The following is a 21,712-nucleotide window of genomic DNA, read 5'->3' as shown; positions in this document are numbered from 1 at the left end:
AAGCTCTTGCAAGGGCCAGCGTTGCCGGGCAAGAAGACCAGATGTCACATTCTCTGCCCCGTCCGCGCCGTTCGGCGCTTTTTGTGCCGGCCACCAACGAGAAGGCCATCGCTAAGCTGCCCCAGCTTGCCTGCGACGCCGTCATCTTCGATCTCGAGGATGCCGTGCTGCCCGAGCACAAGGCAGCTGCCCGCGAGCGGCTGGCGCGCTTCTTTGCCGAGCGACCTGAAGGCGGGCGCGAATATGTGGTGCGTATCAATTCGCTTGCCAGTCCCTGGGGTGCTGACGATCTGGCGGCGGCCAGCGGCTGGGCAACGGACGGCGTGGTGCTGCCCAAGGTGGAAACGGCGCGCGATCTGCTCGAAGCCAATGACGTGCTCGACGAGGCCGATGCGCCCGATACGCTGAAGCTCTGGGCGATGATCGAGACGCCGCGGGCATTGCTCAATCTACCGGCCATATCAGAACTCGGCCGCGATCCTTCGGCCCGGCTGTCGTGCCTGATCGCCGGCCTCAACGATCTCGCCAAGGACACCGGCGTCAAGATCACGCCCGATCGTCGTTATCTCCAGCCCTGGCTGCTGCAGATGGTGCTGTGCGCCCGGGCCGGCGGCGTCGACATGCTCGACAGCGTGTCCAACGATTTCCGCGACCTCGATGCCTTTGCCCTCGAATGCGGTGAAGCCGCCGCCATGGGCTTTTCCGGCAAGAGCATTATCCACCCGGCACAGATCGGCCCGGCCAATGCGGCGTTCTCACCTTCGGACGAGGCGCTTGCCGAGGCGCGCGCGGTGGTCGATGCCTTCGCGCTTCCGGAGAATACTGCGTCAGGTGTAATCTCGCTCGGCGGCAAGATGGTCGAGCGGCTGCATCTGGCCGAGGCCGAACGGCTTCTGGCGCGGGCGACACAACTCGAAGGCCTCAGGCACTGAAGAGGGAGACTGACATGAAACTCTACCGCTTCCTCACCGGCCCCGACGACGCCACCTTCTGCCACAAGGTGACCGCAGCCCTGAACAAGGGCTGGCACCTGTTCGGCTCGCCGACCTATTCCTTCGACGCCGAAACCAAGACGATGCGCTGCGGCCAGGCGGTGGTGAAGGATGTCGACGGCGTCGAATACGACCCCGGCATCAAGCTCGGCGATTTCTGAGAGCAGGGGCGGCGAGGCTTAGTCGACCGAGGCTTCCAGCCGCTCCATGTCGTCGTCCGACAGGCCGAAATGATGGCCGATCTCGTGGATCAGCACGTGGGTGACGATGTCGCCCAGGGTTTCTTCGTTCTCGGCCCAATAGTCGAGGATGGCGCGGCGGTAGAGGGTGACGCGGTTGGGGCCTTCGCCGGTCTGCGGATTCCAGCGCTCGGCAATGCCGCGTCCCTCGAACAGGCCGAGCAGGTCGAAGGGCGTCTCCAGCGACAGGTCGTCCATGATCTCGTCGGTCGGGAACTCGGCCATCTGGATGACGACATCGCCGGTCAGCTGGCGAAATTCTTGCGGCAGGTGTGCGTAGGCTTCAAGCGCCAGGAGTTCCATTTCCTCGATCGAGGGCGAAAGCTGGTCGTGCCAGGCGCGGGTCTTGTAGATGCGGGCCATTCTTTGTCCTTTTGAGGGCATATAGCCTTTCGCCGCTTCGCTTACGAGGCCTTTGCCACGCCGGGGGTAAATTAGCCGCAAAACAGCGCGTGCCTGGAGAGGAATAAATTCTCCTTGAATCGGCTTGACTCTCCGTGGTGCCTCTGGAATCTATAGGAACATAACAGGAACAACTGATAGGAAAGCAGATCGACATGGCAACCAGCGCCGTGGCGCGGGATGTCGTTTTTGCCCTGCGCCAGAAGATAGCGAAGATAGAGGGAACGCTGCCCGAGAGGCTGGCCGCGCCTTCCGACGGCCAGCCGGTCGCGGGGCTTCTGGTCCGCCGCAACGGCCTTGCCTCGGCACGCGATTTCTTCCTGCCGACCGGCGTCGATCGCCTCGACGAAACGCTCGGCGGCGGCCTGCCCAAGGCGGCGCTGACCGAGATCCACGGAACTGAAACCCGCAATGCCGGTGCCGCCGCAGGGCTGGCGTTTTGTCTCGTCAGCCGCATGCTGAGGGAGCGGTCGCGGCCCAGGGATCTCGTCCTGTGGGTCGGCACGACCGAGGTCTTCAGGGAAGCGGGATTTCCCTACGCGCCGGGCCTGGACAGGTTCTTCGGCATTCCGGCTGAAAGCCTCCTGTTCGCCGAAGCGCCGAAGCCGGCCGATGTTCTCTGGATCGCCGAGGAAGCCGCCCGCATCGAGGAGATCGCGGCCATCGTCGTCGAGCTGCGCGGCAATCCTCGCATCGTCGACCTCACGGCGACGCGCCGCCTGCATCGCCGGGCTCAGGACAGCGGCCGCCCCGTCTTCCTGCTGCGCCAGTCGGCCGAACCGGAGCCGACGGCGGCACCCGTCCGGCTTGTCGTCTCGCCTGCGCCGGCGACGCTGCGGCAAACACTTCTTGGGCCGCTGGTCGGTTCGATCGGCGCGCCCGCCTTCGCCGTCGAGATCGGCAAGAGCCGCACGGCTCTTCCCGGCAGCTTCATTCTGGAATGGAACCCCGATGCACACACCCTCACCGAGAGAAGTCCAGAGAATCGTGTCGCTGTGGTTTCCCCATCTCGCGGCCGAACGCGTCCTCCGGCGCCGCCTGGGGCGATCCTGGCGTTCAAGCCCGCAACAGGTCAAGCCGTTGGTGATCAGCCACCGCGAGAGCAACACCCAGCGCATCGCCGGCCTCGACGCGCGGGCTGAGGCTCTCCGGCTCAAACCGGGCATGGGCATCGCCGAAGCACGCGCCATGCACCCCGACATCGACGTCGTCGAGGCCGATCCCGAGGCCGACCGCAGGCTGCTCGAAGGCTTGGCCGACTGGTGCGACCGTTACACGCCGCTTGTCGCCCTGGACGGCGTCGATGGGCTGTTCCTCGACATTTCAGGCTGCGCCCACCTGTTCGGCGGCGAAAAGGCGTTGCTCAACGATCTCATGATGCGTTTCTTCCACCAGGGTTTCGACGTCCGTGCCGGCCTTGCCTCGACCCCGGGTGCCGCCTGGGCCGCCGCCCGCTTCGCCAGTGGCCAGATCCTTGCTCCGGGCAACGAGCGCAATTTCCTCATCCGCCTGCCGCTGTCGGCGCTGAGGATCGACGTCAAGACGAAGGCGAGCCTCGAAAGCGTCGGCCTGCGCACCGTTGGCGCGATCATGGACGGGCCGCGCGCGCCACTCGTCCGCCGTTTCGGTGCCGAACTCATGGAGCGCCTGGACCAGGCGCTGGGCCGGCTCGAGGAGGCGATTTCGCCGCGCTTGCCCATAGCCCCGCTCTCGGTCGAACGGCACCTCGCCGACCCGCTGTCGCTCGTTGACGACATCGAGCGGCTGATCAGCCTGCTCGCCGCCACCCTCAAGGTCGATCTCGAACGTCGGGAAGAGGGCGCGCGCGGGCTCGAACTTTTGCTGTTCAGGGTCGACGGCATGGTCAGCCGCATAACGGTCGGCGCCTCGCGCCCCATCCGTGAACCGGTACTGGTGCGCAGGCTGTTCCATGAGCGGCTGGCGACGCTCGGCGATACCATTGATGCCGGCTTCGGCTTCGACCTCGTGCGTCTTTCCGCCTTGTCGACGGCCCGGTTCGATGCTCGCCAGGCCGATCTTGCCGGCGAAGTCGAGGATGGCGGCGAGGAATTGGCGATCTTCGCCGATCGCATCGGTGCGCGTCTTGGCGAAACCGCGGTGCTTGAGGCCGTCCCCGTCGAGAGCCATTTGCCGGAACGTGCCGCGCCCGCCCGGCCCTATGCCCGGGAGGAAGCCCGCAAGGAGATGGTCGAGCGGCCGGCCACGGGGGCACCAACGGCGACGAGACGACCAAGGCCGGCCGATCGCCCCATCCGCCTGTTCCGCCAGCCCGAACTCATCGATGTTCCGGCAACCGAGGTTCCCGACGGCCCGCCGCTCAATTTCCGCTGGCGCCGGGCGCTGCATCGCGTGGCCCGTGCCGAAGGGCCCGAGCGCATAGCACCCGAATGGTGGCGTGAGGCCGCGGATGCGCCGACGCGCGATTACTATCGCATCGAGGATGCGGAGGGCCGCCGCTACTGGCTCTATCGGCAAGGCCTCTACACTACGCAGGCGGTACCGCGCTGGTTCCTGCACGGGGTCTTCGCATGAACATGGTCGTCGCAGCCAGCTATGCCGAATTCGGCATCCAGTCGAACTTCTCGTTCCTGCGTGGGGCCTCTGCTCCGGAAGAGCTGGTGATCGCGGCCAAGTTCCTGGGACTTTCGGCCATCGGCCTTGCCGATTGCAACACGGTGGCCGGTGTTGTCCGCGCGTGGAAGATGGCGGAGACGGAAGGGTTGGCCTACCACCCGGGATGCCGGCTGGTTTTCGCTGATGGAACGCCCGACATGCTCGCCTACCCTAGAAATCGCAAGGGGTGGGGGCATCTGTGCCGCATGCTCACTGAGGCGAATGCTCGACCTGAAAGCAAAAAGGGTGCCCCGCTTCTTTATCGGGAGGATCTTTTCGAGTGGGGGGATCTGCTGTCACTTGCAGTCCTGCCCGACGTCGCCGCCGCCACGCAAGATGACGTTGCGCTTCTGCGTAGTCTAAAGGAGCGGTTCGGAGCCTCCTTGTGGCTGGCGGTTGCGCCGAATTTCGGCGGTGACGACCGCTTCAGGATCGAGCAGGCCGCGACAATGGCCGCCATGGCAGGAGTGCCGCTGATGGCGACCAATGACGCGCTCTACCATGCCCCGGGGCAGCGCGCCCTGCAGGACGTCCTGACGGCGATCCGCCTCAGCGTGCCTGTTGCCGAGGCCGGTTTCGAGCTCAGGGCGAACGCCGAACGCCACCTCAAGGAGCCTGTCGATATGGCGAGGCTTTTCCGCAGCCATCCGGAGGCACTTGCCGAGACGCTGCGCTTCGCCGACAGCCTCTCTTTCTCGCTGAAGGAGCTCAAATACAATTATCCAGACGAGCCGACGGAATCGGGCCTCGAACCGCAAGCCGAATTGGAAAGGCTGACCTGGGAAGGGGCGAAAAAGCGCTACCCTGACGGTGTTCCGGAGAAGGTGCAGGGCATCATCCGGCATGAGCTCGGCATCGTCGAAAAGCTCAACTACGCCCGCTATTTCCTCACCGTCCACGAGATCGTGAAATTCGCCCGTTCGGTAGGTATCCTTTGTCAGGGGCGTGGGTCGGCGGCCAATTCGGTCATCTGTTTCTGCATCGGCATCACCGATGTCGGGCCCGACATCGTCGACGTGCTCTTCGAACGCTTTATCTCGGAAGAGCGTGGCGAGCCGCCAGATATCGACGTCGACTTCGAGCACGAGCGGCGCGACGAGGTCATTGCCTTCATCTACAAAAGATACAGCGCCAAGCGCACCGCGCTCGCGGCTTCCGTCGTCACCTATCGCGGTCGTTCGGCCCTGCGCGAGGTCGCCAAGGCGATGGGTCTGTCCGACGACGTCAGGGGCGCCATGTCGGGCTCGATCTGGGGCTGGTATTCGTCCGAACTGGGCGAGAAGGAAGCGACTGCTGGTGGCCTCGACAAGGCGGATCCGGTGACGCGGCATGTCATCGACCGCGCCAACGAGATCATGGGCTTTCCCCGCCATTTGTCCCAGCATGTCGGCGGCTTTGTCATCACCCGCGATCGGCTCGACGAGATCGTGCCGATCATCAAGACGGCGATGGACGAACGCAAAATGGTCGAATGGGACAAGGACGACCTCGACGCCGTCGGCATATTGAAGGTCGATGTGCTGGCGCTCGGCATGCTGACCTGCCTGCGCAAGGCCTTCAAAATGCTTGAGGTACATTACGACGAGCGTGACCGCCATGGCCGCCCGCTCGAGTTGGCGACGTTGCCGCCGGAGGATCCCAAGGTTTATGACATGATCTGCCGGGCCGACACGCTCGGCGTCTTCCAGATCGAGAGCCGGGCGCAGATGTCGATGTTGCCGCGCCTCAGGCCGCGCGAGTTCTACGATCTCGTCATCGAGGTGGCGATCGTCCGGCCCGGTCCCATCCAGGGCGACATGGTGCACCCTTATCTCCGTCGCCGGCAGGGCAAGGAGGACGTCGACTTTCCCAAGACGGAACTTGAGGACATTCTCGGCAAGACGATGGGTGTGCCGCTGTTCCAGGAGCAGGCGATGAAGATCGCCATCGTCGCCGGCGGGTTCACGCCCGGCGAGGCCGACCAGCTCCGGCGCGCCATGGCGACCTTCAAGCGTACCGGTACGATCGGCAATTACCGCGACCGCATGATCAAAGGCATGGTCAAAAGAGGCTACGAGCGCGACTTCGCCGAGCGCTGTTTCAAGCAGATCGAGGGTTTTGGTGAGTACGGCTTTCCCGAGAGCCATGCCGCGGCCTTCGCACTACTTGTCTACGCCTCCTGCTGGTTCAAGGCCTATTATCCCGATGTGTTCTGCGCGGCGATCCTGAACGCGCAGCCGATGGGTTTCTACCGGCCAGCTCAGCTGGTGCGCGATGCACAGGATCATGGTGTCGAGATCAGACAGATCGATATCAACCACTCCGTCTGGGACTGCACCCTCGAGCGGTCGGGCTTCGACCCGAAACGCATCCAGCAACGCCACGCCGAAATGCGGGATGTCATCAGGACCAGCCACGCCGTCCGGCTCGGCTTTCGCCAGATCAAGGGGCTTTCCGACAAGAAGATGCAGACATTCGTCGAGCGGCGCGGCAAGGGCTACGTCTCGGTGCGCGATGTCTGGCTGCGCTCAGGACTCGACGTCGGCGAGATCGAGCTGCTCGCCCAGGCCGACGCCTTCCGCTCGATCGATATCGACAGGCGCGCAGCGATGTGGGCAGTACGGGCGCTTGACGGCAGGAGTGCCGCTGAAATGCTGCCGTTGTTCGACCGCCCCGATGTCCAGCTGGTCGACAACGAGCCCCAGACGCAGCTGCCGCGCATGCCGCTCGGCGAGCATGTCATCCACGACTACCGCTCGCTGGGCATGTCGCTGAAGGCGCATCCGGTGGCCTTCCTCAGGCATCACCTCGACCGTGCCGGTATCACGCCCAATGCCCGGCTCGGCGACGTGCCCGATGGGCGGCGCGTCTCCGTCGCCGGGCTGGTGCTTGTCCGCCAGCGACCGGGCAAGGGCAATGCGATATTTCTTACGCTGGAGGACGAGCATTCGATTGCCAATGTCATCGTCTGGTCGCGGGTTTTCGACCGCTTCCGGCCCGTGATCATGGGGTCGAAGTTCATCCGCGTCACCGGCAAGCTGCAGAAAGAATCCGACGTCATCCATATCGTTGCCGACAAGATGGAGGATTGGACGCATTGGCTGGCGGCGATGTCGGAGGAATTGCAGGCGAGTGCTGATGCCGGAACCAGGCCGGCGCCGGAAGCACGGGCAAGTGCCGCGGACAAGGCCGCGCGTGATCCGCGCATTCTGCAGAGCTACGAAACCCTGGCCCGCAAGGCGAGCACCGTCATGCCCAAGGGCCGCAACTTTCAATAGAGGGACAGCAGAGCACAGATGGCTGCCGAGGTTTGCTACCGCTCCGCAGGCGGGAATGGAGGCACGGCGCGACCACTTGGCTCGGGTGCGACGCCGCGGACAGGCAGGGTCAGGTGCCCGGATTTGTTTCCGGCTCGCCGATCTGCCGCGCTTCTGAAGGCAGCATGACAGGAATGCCGTCGCGCACCGGGTAGGCAAGGCGAGCCAGACGGGACACCAGTTCGCCGCGCTCTGCGTCCCAGACGAGCGGCCCTTTGGTCAGCGGGCAGGCGAGCAGTTCGAGCAGCTTGACGTCGATGTCGCGTTTGCCGGTTTCGCCCATCTTTGGCCTCCTGTCGTCTGACGGACCTTCTTTATCCGCCTCTCACCGTACGGCAATTGTCCGGAGTATTTTGCCAGGCCGGGATTGCAGCGGTTGCGCGGACCATTGCCCGAGCCCATGCAGCCTGACGCCTTCTACTGAAGACTTGGCCCGAATTCGTCGTTCTCGCGCGCCAAAGTCATTTCGGTGATGGCGATCAGCGTCTCGGCGCGCGTCTTGAGGTCAGGAGCTTCGAGCAATGCCTGCTTTTCGGCCGCGCCATAGGGCGCCATCATCGACAGCGCGTTGACCAGCATGACGTTGTCGGCCCGGCCGACGCTCTCCCAGTCTGCCTCGAGCTCGTTGGCCTGGAGGTAGGTGCGGAAGGCTCGCAGCAGCGCCGGCCTGTCGATCTCACCTGCCAGATTATCCTCCGAAAGGTCGGTTGCAAATGGCGCGATCTTGCACTGGCGAAACGGAGTCTTGACCGTGAGTTCCTGTACCACCCTGAAGCGGCAGACGCCCTGGAGCGAGACGAGGTAGCGGCCGTCGCCGGTCTCGGCGAAAGAGGTGATGCGGCCGATACAGCCGACCGGGCAGAGCTTTGGTTCGCCGTCGGCCCGTATGGCGCCGTCAAGCGACGGCTGGATCATGCCGATCAGGCGTGAGCCGCCGACAACCTCGTCGACCATCTGGAGATAACGCGGCTCGAAGATGTTGAGCGGCATGCGGCCGCCCGGCAACAGCAGTGCCGCCGGCAGCGGGAAAACCGCCAGCGTCGTCGGTAGATCAGTGTCGAGCCGGTAGTGCGCGTTCCCTGCCTGCATCTTGTCCTCGCAGATGCCACATCATCTGGGGCTGCCGCGCCAGAGCGCAAGGCTGCCCCGTGCTGTTTACGAAAACAGCAGCGACGACAGCTTGCGCCTGGTGGCGAGCGTCACATCGTCGGTCATGCCCCAGGCCTCGAACAGCTTGAGCAGTTGCGCCCTGGCGCCGTCATCGTTCCAGGTGCGGTCGGTCTTGACGATGGCCAGCAGATTGTCCGCCGCCTCGGCGCGATCGCCCCTGGCGTTCTGGATCATGGCGAGGTCGAAACGTGCCTGATGGTCCTTCGGGTCGCTGGCAATGCGACGCTCCAGTTCGGCCGAATCGCCGAGCTCGGCGGCCTGCTCGGCGAGCGCGATCCTGGTGCGCACGGAAGCGAGCGGGGCGGCATCCGCCTTGTCCTCGGGCGCGCGGGCCAGCACCTCGGCAGCGCCAGCGGCATCGCCAGCCTCGAACAGGATCTCCGCCAGGGCGGCAATGGCGTCGATGGTATCAGGCGCCTGCTCGAGCACGGCGTCGTAGATCTGGACGGCCGTCTGCAGGTCGCCGGCGGCGCGGGCTTCGGCGGCGGCAGTCATGGCCTCCTCGATCTGGGGGGCTGCGCCACCTTTTCCTGCGACGCGATCGATGAAGTCGCGAATCTGCGTTTCGGGTACCGCGCCCATGAAGCCGTCGACCGGCTGGCCGTTCTTGAAGGCGATGACCGCCGGGATCGACTGGATGCCGAGCTGACCGGCAATGGCGGGGTGATCGTCGATGTTCATCTTGACGAGCTTGACGCGGCCGCTGGCGGCCTGGACGACGCGCTCGATGACCGGAGTCAGCTGCTTGCACGGTCCGCACCAGGGCGCCCAGAAATCGACGAGCACCGGCTGGTTGCGCGATTCCTGGATGACGTCGGCGGCGAAGGCGGCAGTGGTGGTGTCCTTGATGAGGTTGGCTGCCGGCTGGGCCGCAACGTCGCCTGCGCCAAACTGCACATTGGTGGCGTAGTTGCCGCTCAGGCCGCCGAAGGGATTGTTCTCGTTGCTCATCTTCACTCTTTCGATGTGTTGCCGGCCGGCGTTCGGAGGGGCTGTTCAGCCACCATGTGGCGATCAGGCCGAGACTTTCAAGATAACAGGATCGTGGCCCGTTGCCTTGACGAAACGCAACAGTTCGTCGCGACCGATCGACGTCGTTGCCTCATTGGTCAGCGGGTGGGCGTTGATGGTGGCGTTTTCCATCAACGGCGCGTCGAGCACGACCTTCACCTTACCTGCCGTATCGTTGATGAGGCCAAACACGGTGACGGCTCCCGGGATGACGCCGAGCAGTTCCATCAGCGCCTCGGGCTTGCCGAAGGAAACACGGCTTGCGGCGCCGATCAGCTGGTGGATCTGCTTGAGGTCGACATTGGCGTCTTCGTCGACGGTCACCAGGAAGAAATTGTCCTTCTTGTCCTTGAGGAACAGGTTCTTGGTGTGGCCGCCTGGGATCGCGCCGCGCAGGGCCTGCGAATCGGCGACGGTGAACAGCGGCGGGTGGTCATGGGTGGTGACGGAAATGCCGAGTTCCGCCAGATAGGCGAGCAGTTCGGCACGGGTCTTGGGGGCTGTCGTGGCGGTCATCGGGTTTTCCGGGAATTGCCGTTGCGCGAGGTTTATGGGCAAAGCCGGCTTTCGACACAAGCCCGGCTTTGCCAATCGGGGAAGCTTCCCGAGGGGAAATATGGGTTTGCGGGGGCTCTCGAAAAAAGTTCAAAAAAGAGCGGTTTTTCCCTGTTGCATTCGCCGCGGTCTTCGGCCATATAGCAGCCGTTGCGGCGACGAGCCGCGGCGAGCGGGTGTAGCTCAGGGGTAGAGCACAACCTTGCCAAGGTTGGGGTCGAGCGTTCGAATCGCTTCACCCGCTCCAATTACTCCACGATAAGGCCGCGGCTAACACCGCGGCCTTCGTCGTTTCTGGGGTCCGGCAAAGCTGACTGGTTGCCTATGGCCGCACGGCGGCTTTTCGTCTGCGAACGGCAAGCAAGATCAAGCCTTCCAGCCCGACGACCGTGCAGGCGGCCCAGAAGCCTATCTGAGCAAGATCGTGTCCGCTGCTGCGCAAGGCAAAGCCCAGGCACAGGAACGGGGCGTTCCACGTCAGGCAGCCAAGCGTGGTCGCTGCCAGGAACGTCTTGAGGTCGAGCCGCAGGGCACCGGCCGGCAGGGCCAGGTAGATGCGAACCGCCGGAACGACCTGGCCCGACAGCGTCACCCAGAAATGATTGCGGCGGTAGCCGTCCGTCAGCCGATCGTAGAAGGCCAGCTTCAGCAGCACGAACCTGCCGTAGCGGCTGACGGCCGCGCGGGCCCGTTGTGGACCGAGCGTCCAGCCAATTGCATACCAGCCAAGCCCGCCGAACACCGAGCCGAGCGTCGTGGCAACGATGGTGAACAGCAGAGCCGGGCCGTCCGGCACTGTCAATCCCAGCAGCATCAGCAGGATGTAGGAGGGAAACAGCGGCACGAATTTCTCGGCTATGGCGAGGCAGAAGATACCGGCAAGCCCGAAGCTCAGCAGCATCGCGACGCCTTGTGGCATGTCGATCGACACATCAGCGCTCATTGCACCTCTCAATCCGGTAGACCGAGGCCGGCGGCACGTTCCAGAGGGTCCGGCCGACAAAGGCTGAGGCGAGCTTCAGCTGGCCGAGCACGGAAGTGGGTACAGGACAGCGCGGGCCGTAGGTGATCTGGTAGAAGGCGCCGCCGGGCCTGAGGTGCTTGAATGCGCCGGCCAGGATGGCGGCATGCTGCTGGGGTTGCATGGCGCGGAAGCCGAGCCCGCTGACCACCGCGCCTGTTGTGGCCCGGTCGAACAAGGCGATGTCGCCGAGCCGCGTCGCGTCCATCTTGAGTACGCGCGCCCGCGGGAATCGCTTTTTCAACAGCTCCACAAAATCGGCGCTGAATTCGACCAGTGTCAGGTCGCTTTCGCGGACGCCGCGCCGGAGCAGAGAATAGGTGAACGAGCCGGTGCCTGGCCCCAGCTCGAGGACGGGTCCTGTGGCAGCGTTTATGTCCTGTGTCATCAGGTCGGCGACACGGGCGCCCGACGGGGCTACGGCGGCGATGCTGCGCGGATTGCGAAGCCAGGCCAGGAAGAAGGGTGGAATATCAGCGAGCGACATTCTGGCCATCCACGACAATGGTGTGAGAAAAGGGCGCGGGTTGTCGTTCGACCGTGAGGCCGCAGGTGGCAGGCAGCATTGATTGGGTCCTATCCAGTTGAGGGCCGGAGAGGTCACACGCCCGGATTGAGAAAACCTGTCAGGCAAAAGGATTTCGCAAACTGGGGTGCCTTGTTGCCGGTGAGGGCGGGAACGCCCTGTTGCGGGTGGCATGACAGGTTTTCTCAATGCAACCATGTGGCCGAGCGGCTAAACCATCCGGGCGAGCGGCGGAGCGGATTGATGCGCGTGCTTTTGGTGGAAGACGAGCAGGCCATGGTCGGGGTCCTGCGCAGTGGGCTGGTTCGCCACGACATGGTCGTCGATGACGTGGCCAGCCTCGCGGATGCGGAAGCCGCTCTCTACAGGGACATCTACGACGTGGTGGTGCTGGACCGGAGGCTGCCCGACGGAGACGGGCTCTCGCTCGTCAGGTCGCTGCGGGCCAACGGCAATGTGGTGCCGGTGCTGGTGCTGACGGCAAAGGGCGATCTGATCGACCGGGTTGCCGGCCTGGACAGCGGGGCCGACGATTATCTCGGCAAGCCTTTTGCCTTCGAGGAGCTGCTGGCGCGACTGAGGGCCATCATGCGGCGGCCGGTCAACCTGCAGCCCGACGTCGCCAATGTCGGCCGCATGTCGTTCGACTTCACCCATCGCGAAGCGCATGTCGGAGGCATTCACCTGCGCATGCCCCGGCGGGAATTGCTGGTGCTCGAGGCGCTGATGCGGCGTATGGGCCGCATGGTGCTGCGCGAAACGCTGATGGAAGCGGTCTTCGGCATGAACGACGACATCGAGTCGAATGCGCTCGACACCCATATCTCCAGGGTTCGCCGCAAGCTGGTGGACGCCGATGCTGGCGTCGTCATCAGCGGCATTCGCGGCGTCGGCTATCTGTTGCGCGAGACGCCGTGATGGCAACAAGGCCGCCGTCGCTCAAGTGGCTTCTGGTCAGCCGAATGGTGACGCTGCAGGCGGCCATGATCGCGGCGTTCCTGGTGCTGATCGTCGCTGCCCTGTGGGGCACAGGCTATCTCGTCGACGATTATGAGGGCGGCAGCCTCGATGTGCTTGCGGATGCCGTGGTGCGGGACGCCAATGGCGGGCTCGCCCTTGCGCCGACATCGGAACTGGCGCGGCTCAGGACGCATGCACCTGGCCTGTGGTTCGTCATGCGCGACAAGACGGGACACCGCTTGAGCGAAGGCACGATACCACCTGTCTATGCGCCCGTCGCCGGTATCATCGAGCAGCTGAACGACGCACGGTTGGGCCATCCGCTCGGCGACGAAGCCAAGCCCGACGCGATCGTCAAATGGACCGATACCGCTGCCGGCAAGGTGCAGATCCTGACCGGCACGCAAGGCCGGATGTCCGTCCAACGTTTGCTTGCGGGTGTCTCGGGTGGGTTCATTTCGGTGATCTTGCCGGTGATCGGTCTCATGGCGCTGGCGACGATGGTTGCCACACCGCTTGTCGTGCGCCGTTCGCTGGCGGGCCTGGGGCAGGCTGTGTCACAGGCCACGCGCATCGAGTTCGACAAGCGCGGTGTGCAGCTGCCGGTGAACGAGGTGCCGGTCGAAATCGGTCCGCTTGTCAGCGCCGTCAATGATGCGCTCCGGCGTCTCGATGCGGGGTACGAGCGCCATCAGCACTTCCTCGCCCAGGCCGCGCATGAATTGCGCACGCCGATCGCCATCCTGAACGCGCGTGTCTCGGCGCTGCCGGCAGGCGCGGACAAGAGAGAGCTGCTCGAGGATGCGGCGCGGCTGACCACGCTCGCCGGGCAGTTGCTCGATCTGCAGCGGCTCGACCAGAAGGGGAACCGGTTTGCATCGGTCAATCTCGTCGCCATGGCCAAGCAGGTGGTGTTCGATCTCGGGCCGCTGGCGCTCGCGGCGGGTTACGACATGTCGTTCGAGCCCGAGGTGGAGACAGTTCCGGTAGAGGGTGACCAGACATCGCTCGAACGGGCGCTGACCAATCTGGTGCAAAATGCCATCGATCATGGCGGACGCCGGGGCGTCATCACGGTACGCGTGGGGGCGGCCGGCTTCGTCGAGGTTTGTGACGAGGGGCAAGGCATTGCCGCCGACCAGCGCAAGGCCATCTTCGAACCGTTCAACCGCCTCAGGTCCGATGGGCGCGGCGCCGGGCTGGGACTCAACCTGGTGCGCGAGATCATGGCGCTGCACGGGGGGCAGGTCGCGGTTATGGAGACTGCGAAAGGGGCATGCCTCCGCCTTTCATTTCGATCAAGTGATTAGCCGGCTTTCTTTCGGCGCGCAGTTTCTATGAATCTAGCTGGACTCGGCGGGAAAGGGCGGGCGCAGTGTCTGCTTGCGGCCGGTGGGCTGGTAAGCGAAGTCGTCGACGATGCTGCCGCCGAGCAGATGTTCCGACACGATTCGGTCGACGGCTGCCTCGGTGACACCGCCATAATAGGTGCCTTCCGGAAAGACCTGGATGACGGAGGCGCCGGCTGCCCGCAGCGAGCCAAGGACCTCGCGCAGTGACGGCGTGCCTTGCTCGGTGAAGCCGAAGCTGGCGCCGGCGACGCCGGGCAGCGCGGCTGCGAGGTCGGTAAGTTGCTGCATCTGCTTGGGGGGCTGCGGCAAAGGCGGACTTTGCGACGAGCAGCACATGCGGTGTGGCACGGAGTTGTTTTCGGTTGAGTTCGACACCTGCAATCCCTGACCAGCCGGAGCGGGAGTGCGGTAACGCAGGCCGAACGGCGCCGGAACGGCAACCGATTCAACCGCGTCCCTGTGGTACACCCCGCCCACGGAACCTCACTTGGTCAGGCAGGTCTCCTGGCTCGCAGGTCGTCGCTTCATCGCCTGTCTTCCCGGCTTCATGCCAGTGACGCGGTGGGCAATGTGGCTCGCCGCTTACAGTTGCGGGGCAGCTTCGGCTTCTACGAATTCCCTCTTAGCTCCCGCCCAGAGGCGGGAGAACCATAACCGTGCGGCACGCTATAGTGGCGCGCCGGTCAAGCGCGCAAGCCGCGAAGCCGGCAACTATTCAGCCGCCTCGGCGAAGGCCGTCGGCAGGTAGTTGAGGATCGGCGCCAGCCAGCGCTCTGCCTCCTGGAGCGACATGCCCTTGCGCTCCGCATAGTCCTTGACTTGATCGCGCTCGACCTTGGCGACGCCGAAGTAATAGCTCTCGGGGTGCGACAGATAGAGGCCCGAGACAGACGAGCCGGGCCACATGGCCATGCTTTCGGTCAGGGTCACGCCAGCGGTTTTCTCGGCGTCGAGCAGGCGGAACAGCGTCGTCTTTTCGGTATGGTCGGGTTGGGCCGGATAGCCGGGCGCCGGGCGGATGCCGGCATAAGCCTCGCCGACCAGCTCGTCACTGGTCAGCTTCTCATCCTTGGCATAGCCCCAGAATTCCTTGCGGACGCGCTCATGCAGGCATTCGGCAAAAGCCTCGGCAAAACGGTCGGCCAGCGCCTTGACCAGGATCGAGGAGTAGTCGTCATTGGCGCGCTCGAAGCGCTCGGCGATCGCCACTTCTTCGATGCCCGCCGTCACCACGAAGCCGCCGACATAATCGGCCTTGCCGCTGTCGGATGGAGCGACGAAGTCGGACAGCGCCACATTGGGCCGGCCGTCGCGCTTGGTCAGCTGCTGGCGCAGCGTGAAGAAGGTCGCGAGCTCGCTCTGGCGGGTATCGTCGGCGAACAGCCTGATGTCGTCGCCGATTGTGTTGGCCGGCCAGAAGCCGATCACGGCCTTGGGCGCGAACCATTTCTCGTCGATGATCTTTTTCAGCATCGCCTGGGCGTCTTCGAACAGCTGACGTGCGGCCGCGCCCTGCTTCTCGTCCTCGAGGATCTTGGGATAGCGGCCCTTGAGCTCCCAGGTCTGGAAGAAGGGCGTCCAGTCGATGTAGCGGGCGAGTTCGGCGAGCTCCCAGCTCTCGAACACCTTTGTGCCGAGGAAGCTCGGCTTCGGCGGCGTGTAGCCGGCCCAGTCGACCTTCTGCGCATTGGCGCGGGCGCGGGCCAGCGGCAGGCGCTGCTTCTCGCGCTCGGAGCGCTCATGCGCCTCGGCGACCTTCACATATTCGGCCTGGATGCCCTCGACATAGCCGGCCTTCGCCTCCGGCGAGAGCAGGCTCGACACCACGCCCACGGCGCGGCTGGCGTCGGTGACATAGACAGCCTGGCCGCTGGCATAGCGCGGGTGGATCTTCACTGCCGTGTGGACGCGGCTGGTGGTGGCGCCGCCGATCAGCAGCGGGATGTCGAAACCCTCGCGCTCCATTTCGGCGGCGACATGGGCCATCTCGTCGAGCGAGGGCGTGATGAGGCCGGACAGGCCGATGATGTCGACATTCTGCTCGCGCGCGGTCTGCAGGATCCTGGTCGCCGGCACCATGACGCCGAGGTCGATGATCTCGTAGTTGTTGCAGGCGAGAACGACGCCGACGATGTTCTTGCCGATGTCGTGGACATCACCCTTCACCGTCGCCATCAGAATCTTTCCCGCGCTCCTGCGGTCGGAGCCTCCATTTGCGGCCTTCTCGGCCTCCATATAGGGCAACAGCACGGCGACCGCCTGCTTCATGACGCGTGCGGATTTCACCACCTGCGGCAGGAACATCTTGCCCGCGCCGAACAGGTCGCCGACGACATTCATGCCGGCCATCAGCGGGCCTTCGATGACATGCAGCGGCCGTTCGGCCTTCTGGCGCGCTTCCTCAGTGTCGGCGTCGATGTATTCGGTGATGCCATTGACGAGTGCGTGCTCGAGGCGTTTTTCGACCGGCCATTCGCGCCAGGCGAGGTCCTTTTCCTTGGCCTCCTTGCCTGCCGAACCCTTGTAGCGCTCGGCCAGTTCGAGCATGCGCTCGGTGGCGGTGCCGCCCGACTTCGGCACGCGGTTCAGCACCACGTCCTCGCAGGCCTCGCGCAGCTCGGGGTCGATCGATTCATAGACGGCCAGCTGGCCGGCATTGACGATGCCCATGTCCATGCCCGCCTGGATGGCGTGGTAGAGGAACACGGCGTGCATGGCCTCACGCACCGGCTCGTTGCCGCGGAACGAGAAGGACAAATTCGACACGCCGCCCGAGACGTGCACATGCGGGAGAGACTGCGTGATTTCCCGCGCGGCCTCGATGAAGTCGACGCCGTAATTGTCGTGCTCTTCGATGCCGGTGGCGACAGCGAAGATGTTGGGGTCGAAGATGATGTCCTCGGGCGCGAAGCCGGCCTGCTCGGTCAAAAGCTTGTAGGCGCGGGTGCAGATCTCGACCTTGCGCGCCTTGGTGTCGGCCTGGCCTTGCTCATCGAAGGCCATGACGACGACGGCGGCGCCATAGGTGCGGCAGAGGCGGGCATGATGCAGGAAAGCTTCCTCGCCTTCCTTCATGGAAATCGAATTGACGATTGCCTTGCCCTGCACGCATTTCAGGCCGGCCTCGATGACCTCCCATTTGGAGCTGTCGATCATGACAGGCACACGCGCAATGTCGGGCTCGGCGGCGATCAGGTTGAGATATTCGACCATCGCCTTTTTCGAATCGATCAGGCCCTCGTCCATATTCACGTCGATGATCTGGGCGCCGTTGGCGACCTGGTCGCGGGCGATGTCGAGGGCGGTGGCGTAGTCGCCTGCCGTGATCAGCTTGCGGAACTTGGCCGAGCCGGTGACGTTGGTGCGCTCGCCGACATTGACGAAGGGAATCTCCTCGGTCAGTGCGAAAGGCTCAAGACCCGACAACGCCATGATGGCGCGGTGCTCCGGCACCTGGCGCGGCGGGTGCTTGGCAACGACTTCCGCGATGGCGCGGATGTGCTCGGGCGTCGAGCCGCAGCAGCCGCCGGCAACGTTGATCAGGCCTTCGCGCGCGAACTCCTCGACCTGGGCGGCCATGAATTCCGGGCTTTCGTCATACTGGCCGAAGGCGTTGGGCAGGCCTGCATTGGGATAGGCGCAGGTGAAGGTGTCGGCGACATCGGAGAGCTCCGACAGATGCGGGCGCATGGCGTTGGCGCCGAGCGCGCAATTGAGGCCGATGGTGAAGGGCTTGGCGTGGCGCACCGAGTTCCAGAAGGCAGTCGGTGTCTGACCCGACAGGGTGCGGCCCGAGAGGTCGGTGATGGTGCCCGAGATCATGACCGGCAGGCGCACGCCCTTTTCGAGGAAGATCTCCTCGCAGGCGAAGATCGCCGCCTTGGCGTTCAGCGTGTCGAAAATGGTCTCGATCAGGATGATGTCCGAGCCGCCGTCGATCAGGCCGCGCAGTTGCTCGCCATAGGCGAGGCGCAGGTTGTCGAAGCTGACGGCGCGGTACCCGGGATTGTTGACGTCGGGCGAGATCGAGGCGGTACGGTTGGTCGGCCCGAGCGCGCCGGCGACGAAGCGACGGCGGCCGTCCTCCTGCTGGGCACGGATCGCGGCGCGGCGGACGAGGCGGGCGCCGTCTCGGTTGAGCTCGTAGACCATGTCCTCCATGCCGTAGTCGGCCTGGGCGATGGAGGTCGATGAAAACGTGTTGGTCTCGATGATGTCGGCGCCGGCCTTGGCGTAGCGGTAGTGGATTTCCTCGATCGCCTTGGGCTGGGTCAGGATCAAAAGGTCGTTGTTGCCCTGCTGGTGGCAGGCGCAGCCACCGAAGCGGTCGCCACGGAAATGATCCTCGTTGAAGCCGAGTCCCTGGATCTGCGTGCCCATAGCCCCGTCGAGCACGAGGATGCGCTCGCGCGCGGCCGACTTCAGCGCGGCCATCACCTCCGACCCATCCGATCTGGCGGAAACGGCCCCGAACAGGGCGTCGAGGGAGGAGGTGTTTTGCGACATTTTACGTCCTTTCGGCGACAGCAATGCGCTGTCACATAAAGACATCTTTATGTCAATATGTCGAGAGGGTCGGTTAGTTCCATGCAGACGGGGCTGATCGAGGACGTCGACGCAGCGAGCGCAACTTGCGCTTGAGTTGCTCTGCAAAGGCAGCGATCTCCACCCCGGCCATCCCTGGCCCGTACAAAGTGGCGAAATCCCTGTGTCGGCTGTCTCGCAGGGTCGAATGCAAGGCATTCCTCGACATCATGACCCTCAGCTTCCGCAGTGTGCGCCATTTGCCGAAGGCCGCGAACAGGTGGTCGAGGTTTTCAGAAATGACGGAACGCGTTTCGGGCAGATCGAAATCCTGTTTGGGCGAACTGCCGTTGGTGCCCAGTACGTGAGCTAGCGACGACCAGAAGCGAGCTGTCCCAATGCGGGGGACAAACAGCTCCGCTTGCTCGACCAGAACGCGCAATGCTTCTCGCCGCCGCTTTGCGAAGTGCTGGGTTGCCGGGCCCGTGGCCTGCCACATGGCTTTTATAGCCGAGCTTCCAGCAAAGGAATTTGCGCCGTGTTGACGATAGGCCGACAGCGGAATGTTGATAGTCGCCGACCCGCCCAGCGCATGGCCAAGCATGCAGAAATGCCCGTCGGCAGCCAGCCCGAACATCTGGTCGTCAGCTATCCTGGGCCTTGATAGGTCCAGTGCGGCGCGACGGAACATATTCGCAGTGCCAGGCGACCATGGCCAGCCGCCCTGCCAGGGGTCAAACACCGCCAAGCCTTGCAGGAGATGGTTGAATTTTTGGTCCGACACTTCGGAGAGCCTTGGCACCGCCCATTCGGGGCAGAAGGATGGATCTGACGATGAAGGGCCTAGCCTCGCATCCAGAGACACTATCCCGCCGTCGCCGTCGACTTCGATCACCGAGTTAGAGGTGAAAGCCGCCCTGCCCGCCAGCGCGAGATGCGCCTGGACGTGGGTCGAAGCAAAATCGGTGAACACATAGTCGTCCGAATCGACAAAACACACAAAGTCACCACGTGCGGCATGCAATCCTGCGAGGCCGGCAGCCAGCCCGCCGAGGTTCCGATCGAGCCAGATCGTCCTGAATCGTGGATCGTCGCCTATGGCCGCTTCGATCTCGCTGCGACTGTTGTCGGTCGAGCCGTTGTCGACGACGATGGCTTCGAGGTTGGGGTAGTCCTGGTTGCGAACAGACCTGATTGCCGCGCCGACGAAGCGGCCGTAGTTCCAGTTGCGGATAATGAAGGTCACGAGCGGGTAGGCAACCGGCTCCGGCGCCAGTTCGCTGAGAGCCATGCCACCCAGCGTCAGCCTGGAGTTGACCGAAGAAGTCGGGAGGTCCTGTAGTTTCTTGTGCATGCGTAATCCCTGAAAGGCCGGGCAGGGCAAGGCGTCTGGTCGCGGCGGCACATTGCATCAAGAAGGGGCAATATCAACAACCATTGCGGGAAATAATCGCAAGGCACCCATCCTGATTGCGGTTTCGCCCGGCCGGCAGCATGACAGGCAAGACCGAGCTCCTACAAGTGGCTTGTCGCGGTAACAATCTGCTATGGGTTGGCGTCTTCCCTTGGAGGCCGGAGGCTGGATGAGCACATCTGGTTACATGGGCTGGGCGCTGGTCGTGCTGCCGATAGCGCTGCAGGTTTTCTACTGCATCCGCGCGCTGTTGCGTCCGCATCGTGAGCCGGCTTCGCGCCTGGCATGGGTGGTGGTGATCATCGTCGCGCCCATCGTCGGTGTGGCTGCCTACATCCTGTTCGGCAACACCAATGTCGGCCGTCGCCGTATTGCGCGGCTGCGCGATGCGCTGAAGCGCTTGCCTTCGCTTACGGAAATGGGCTTGTCCGAGGGACAGCCGCCGATCCCCGAGCGCTATGCGCCGCTGTTCCGGGTTGGCCAGTCGATCAGCAACTATCCAGCGGTCGGCGGCAACAAGGCGCAACTGATGGCCGATTCCGACAAGGCGATCGATGCGATGGTGGCCGACATCGACGCCGCCACCGACCATGTGCACCTGCTATTCTACATCTGGCTGCCCGACACCAACGGGCTGAAGATGGTCGAAGCGGTCAAGCGCGCGGCGAGGCGCGGCGTGACCTGCCGGGTGATTGTCGACGACATCGGCTCGCGCCTTCTGCTGCGCTCGGAGCACTGGCAGGCGATGGCGGCCGCGAAGGTGAAGCTGGCGCGGGCGCTCCCGGTGGGCAATCCGCTGCTGCGCCCGCTCAAGGGGCGCATCGACATGCGCAATCACCGCAAGATCGCCGTTGTCGACAACCGCGTCACCTATTGTGGCAGCCAGAACTGCGCCGACCCGGCCTTCGCCATCAAGGCAGACTATGCGCCGTGGGTCGATGTGATGATGCGCTTCGAGGGGCCGGTGGTGCGGCAGAACCAGCACCTGTTCGCCAGCGACTGGATGGCCCATGTCAAGGAAGACCTGAGCCCGTTGCTGCGGGCGGTGAACCTGCTTGCCGGCCCCGGTTTCACGGCGCAGGTGGTGGGGACGGGGGCTGCCGTGCGTTATTCGGCCATGCCGGAAATGTTCATCGCCCTGATGAATTCGGCGCGGCGAGAGCTTATTGTCACCACGCCCTACTATGTGCCGGACGAGCCGATCCAGGCAGCGCTTTGCGCTTGCGCCCATCGCGGCGTCGAAACGACGATCGTCTTTCCCCGCCGCAACGATTCCTGGATCGTCGCCGCCGCGAGCCGCAGCTACTATCGCGAGCTGCTCGATGCCGGCGTAAACATCCACGAATATGAAGGCGGGCTGCTGCATTCCAAGACGCTGACCGTCGATGGCGAGGTGACGCTGATCGGTTCGGCCAATCTCGATCGGCGCAGTTTCGAGCTGAATTTCGAGAACAACATCTTGCTGCACGACATCAACGTGACCAGCGAGGTGCGGGCGCGGCAGCAGAACTATATCGAGTCGTCGGTCTTCATCAGCGATCGCATGGTCGCCAAGTGGAGCAGGTCGCGCCAGGTCTGGAACAACGCCATCGCCATGCTTGGACCGGTGCTTTAGC

General features: G+C 64.2%; 18 protein-coding genes, 1 tRNA gene and 1 riboswitch. Of the genes, 9 read left to right on the top strand and 10 right to left on the bottom strand.

What is annotated here, in order from left to right:
• Positions 1 to 41 precede the first annotated feature (41 nt).
• Together B015_RS0124645 and B015_RS0124640 are read left to right on the top strand one after the other, a co-directional pair.
• The gene (locus B015_RS0124645) at positions 42 to 932 is read left to right on the top strand and encodes a CoA ester lyase (RefSeq protein ID WP_026227686.1); all 891 of its coding nucleotides are present in this window, start codon (positions 42 to 44) and stop codon (positions 930 to 932) included.
• A 14-nt stretch (positions 933 to 946) separates the two neighbouring features.
• The gene (locus tag B015_RS0124640) at positions 947 to 1,153 is read left to right on the top strand and encodes a DUF1737 domain-containing protein (protein WP_018430424.1); all 207 of its coding nucleotides are present in this window, start codon (positions 947 to 949) and stop codon (positions 1,151 to 1,153) included.
• Between the two features lie 18 nt (positions 1,154 to 1,171).
• Here the strand turns inward: B015_RS0124640 and B015_RS0124635 are convergent, their stop codons facing one another.
• Positions 1,172 to 1,594: a metallopeptidase family protein gene (locus B015_RS0124635; RefSeq protein ID WP_018430423.1), complete on the bottom strand. Its 423-nt coding sequence runs from the start codon at positions 1,592 to 1,594 to the stop codon at positions 1,172 to 1,174.
• Positions 1,595 to 1,788: 194 nt separating this feature from the next.
• Here B015_RS0124635 and B015_RS33950 point away from each other — a divergent pair, with 194 nt between their 5' ends.
• From B015_RS33950 to B015_RS0124620, 3 genes are read left to right on the top strand one after another with little or no spacing between them, the layout of a single operon-like run.
• Positions 1,789 to 2,775, top strand: a complete 987-nt coding sequence (locus tag B015_RS33950; protein WP_018430422.1) for a hypothetical protein — start codon at positions 1,789 to 1,791, stop codon at positions 2,773 to 2,775.
• Positions 2,717 to 4,186: a DNA polymerase Y family protein gene (locus B015_RS0124625; RefSeq protein ID WP_018430421.1), complete on the top strand. Its 1,470-nt coding sequence runs from the start codon at positions 2,717 to 2,719 to the stop codon at positions 4,184 to 4,186. The genes B015_RS33950 and B015_RS0124625 overlap by 59 nt, the downstream gene beginning before the upstream one ends.
• Complete coding sequence (locus tag B015_RS0124620) at positions 4,183 to 7,524, top strand: error-prone DNA polymerase (RefSeq protein WP_018430420.1); 3,342 nt, start codon at positions 4,183 to 4,185, stop codon at positions 7,522 to 7,524. The genes B015_RS0124625 and B015_RS0124620 overlap by 4 nt, the downstream gene beginning before the upstream one ends.
• A 109-nt stretch (positions 7,525 to 7,633) precedes the next feature.
• Here the strand turns inward: B015_RS0124620 and B015_RS0124615 are convergent, their stop codons facing one another.
• The 4 genes from B015_RS0124615 to B015_RS0124600 all read right to left on the bottom strand — a co-directional run bounded on the left by B015_RS0124615 (position 7,634) and on the right by B015_RS0124600 (position 10,260).
• Positions 7,634 to 7,846: a Trm112 family protein gene (locus B015_RS0124615; RefSeq protein ID WP_018430419.1), complete on the bottom strand. Its 213-nt coding sequence runs from the start codon at positions 7,844 to 7,846 to the stop codon at positions 7,634 to 7,636.
• A gap of 134 nt (positions 7,847 to 7,980) precedes the next feature.
• Entirely contained in the window at positions 7,981 to 8,652 is a 672-nt protein-coding gene (locus B015_RS0124610; protein ID WP_018430418.1) for an LON peptidase substrate-binding domain-containing protein, read from the bottom strand.
• Between the two features lie 66 nt (positions 8,653 to 8,718).
• Positions 8,719 to 9,684 (bottom strand): thioredoxin, encoded by a 966-nt coding sequence (trxA, locus tag B015_RS0124605; protein ID WP_018430417.1) that lies wholly within the window; start codon positions 9,682 to 9,684, stop codon positions 8,719 to 8,721.
• A gap of 63 nt (positions 9,685 to 9,747) precedes the next feature.
• Positions 9,748 to 10,260 (bottom strand): prolyl-tRNA synthetase associated domain-containing protein, encoded by a 513-nt coding sequence (locus B015_RS0124600; RefSeq protein WP_018430416.1) that lies wholly within the window; start codon positions 10,258 to 10,260, stop codon positions 9,748 to 9,750.
• Positions 10,261 to 10,471: 211 nt separating this feature from the next.
• Between B015_RS0124600 and B015_RS0124595 the strand changes: the two genes are divergently transcribed.
• A tRNA-Gly gene (locus B015_RS0124595) sits at positions 10,472 to 10,546 on the top strand.
• A 75-nt stretch (positions 10,547 to 10,621) separates the two neighbouring features.
• Here B015_RS0124595 and B015_RS0124590 read toward each other — a convergent pair.
• Complete coding sequence (locus tag B015_RS0124590) at positions 10,622 to 11,242, bottom strand: DedA family protein (RefSeq protein ID WP_018430415.1); 621 nt, start codon at positions 11,240 to 11,242, stop codon at positions 10,622 to 10,624.
• Complete coding sequence (locus tag B015_RS0124585) at positions 11,232 to 11,807, bottom strand: methyltransferase domain-containing protein (protein ID WP_018430414.1); 576 nt, start codon at positions 11,805 to 11,807, stop codon at positions 11,232 to 11,234. Before B015_RS0124585 ends, B015_RS0124590 begins: the two co-directional genes overlap by 11 nt.
• A gap of 282 nt (positions 11,808 to 12,089) precedes the next feature.
• On the opposite strand from B015_RS0124585, the gene B015_RS0124580 reads away from it, so the two are divergent.
• The gene (locus tag B015_RS0124580; protein ID WP_018430413.1) at positions 12,090 to 12,764 is read left to right on the top strand and encodes a response regulator transcription factor; all 675 of its coding nucleotides are present in this window, start codon (positions 12,090 to 12,092) and stop codon (positions 12,762 to 12,764) included.
• Complete coding sequence (locus B015_RS0124575; protein ID WP_018430412.1) at positions 12,764 to 14,116, top strand: HAMP domain-containing sensor histidine kinase; 1,353 nt, start codon at positions 12,764 to 12,766, stop codon at positions 14,114 to 14,116. The genes B015_RS0124580 and B015_RS0124575 overlap by 1 nt, the downstream gene beginning before the upstream one ends.
• A gap of 33 nt (positions 14,117 to 14,149) precedes the next feature.
• Here B015_RS0124575 and B015_RS0124570 read toward each other — a convergent pair whose 3' ends face one another.
• From B015_RS0124570 to B015_RS0124560, 3 genes are all read right to left on the bottom strand, one after another.
• Entirely contained in the window at positions 14,150 to 14,446 is a 297-nt protein-coding gene (locus tag B015_RS0124570; RefSeq protein WP_018430411.1) for a hypothetical protein, read from the bottom strand.
• Between the two features lie 188 nt (positions 14,447 to 14,634).
• A riboswitch (cobalamin riboswitch) is annotated at positions 14,635 to 14,826 on the bottom strand.
• Positions 14,827 to 14,869: 43 nt separating this feature from the next.
• A complete protein-coding gene (gene metH / locus B015_RS0124565; RefSeq protein WP_018430410.1) occupies positions 14,870 to 18,664 on the bottom strand; it encodes a methionine synthase in 3,795 nt (1,264 codons plus the stop codon).
• A gap of 73 nt (positions 18,665 to 18,737) precedes the next feature.
• Entirely contained in the window at positions 18,738 to 20,036 is a 1,299-nt protein-coding gene (locus tag B015_RS0124560; RefSeq protein WP_026227685.1) for a glycosyltransferase family A protein, read from the bottom strand.
• 229 nt (positions 20,037 to 20,265) lie between these two features.
• Here B015_RS0124560 and cls point away from each other — a divergent pair, with 229 nt between their 5' ends.
• A complete protein-coding gene (gene cls, locus B015_RS0124555; protein WP_157632823.1) occupies positions 20,266 to 21,711 on the top strand; it encodes a cardiolipin synthase in 1,446 nt (481 codons plus the stop codon).
• The last annotated feature ends 1 nt before the right edge of the window (position 21,712 follow it).

Origin of the sequence: Hoeflea sp. 108 (assembly GCF_000372965.1) — a bacterium.
In the GTDB taxonomy this organism is placed as follows: domain Bacteria; phylum Pseudomonadota; class Alphaproteobacteria; order Rhizobiales; family Rhizobiaceae; genus Aminobacter.
Note: the sequence above shows the minus strand (reverse complement) of the source record. Positions and strands in the feature narration are given on the sequence as shown.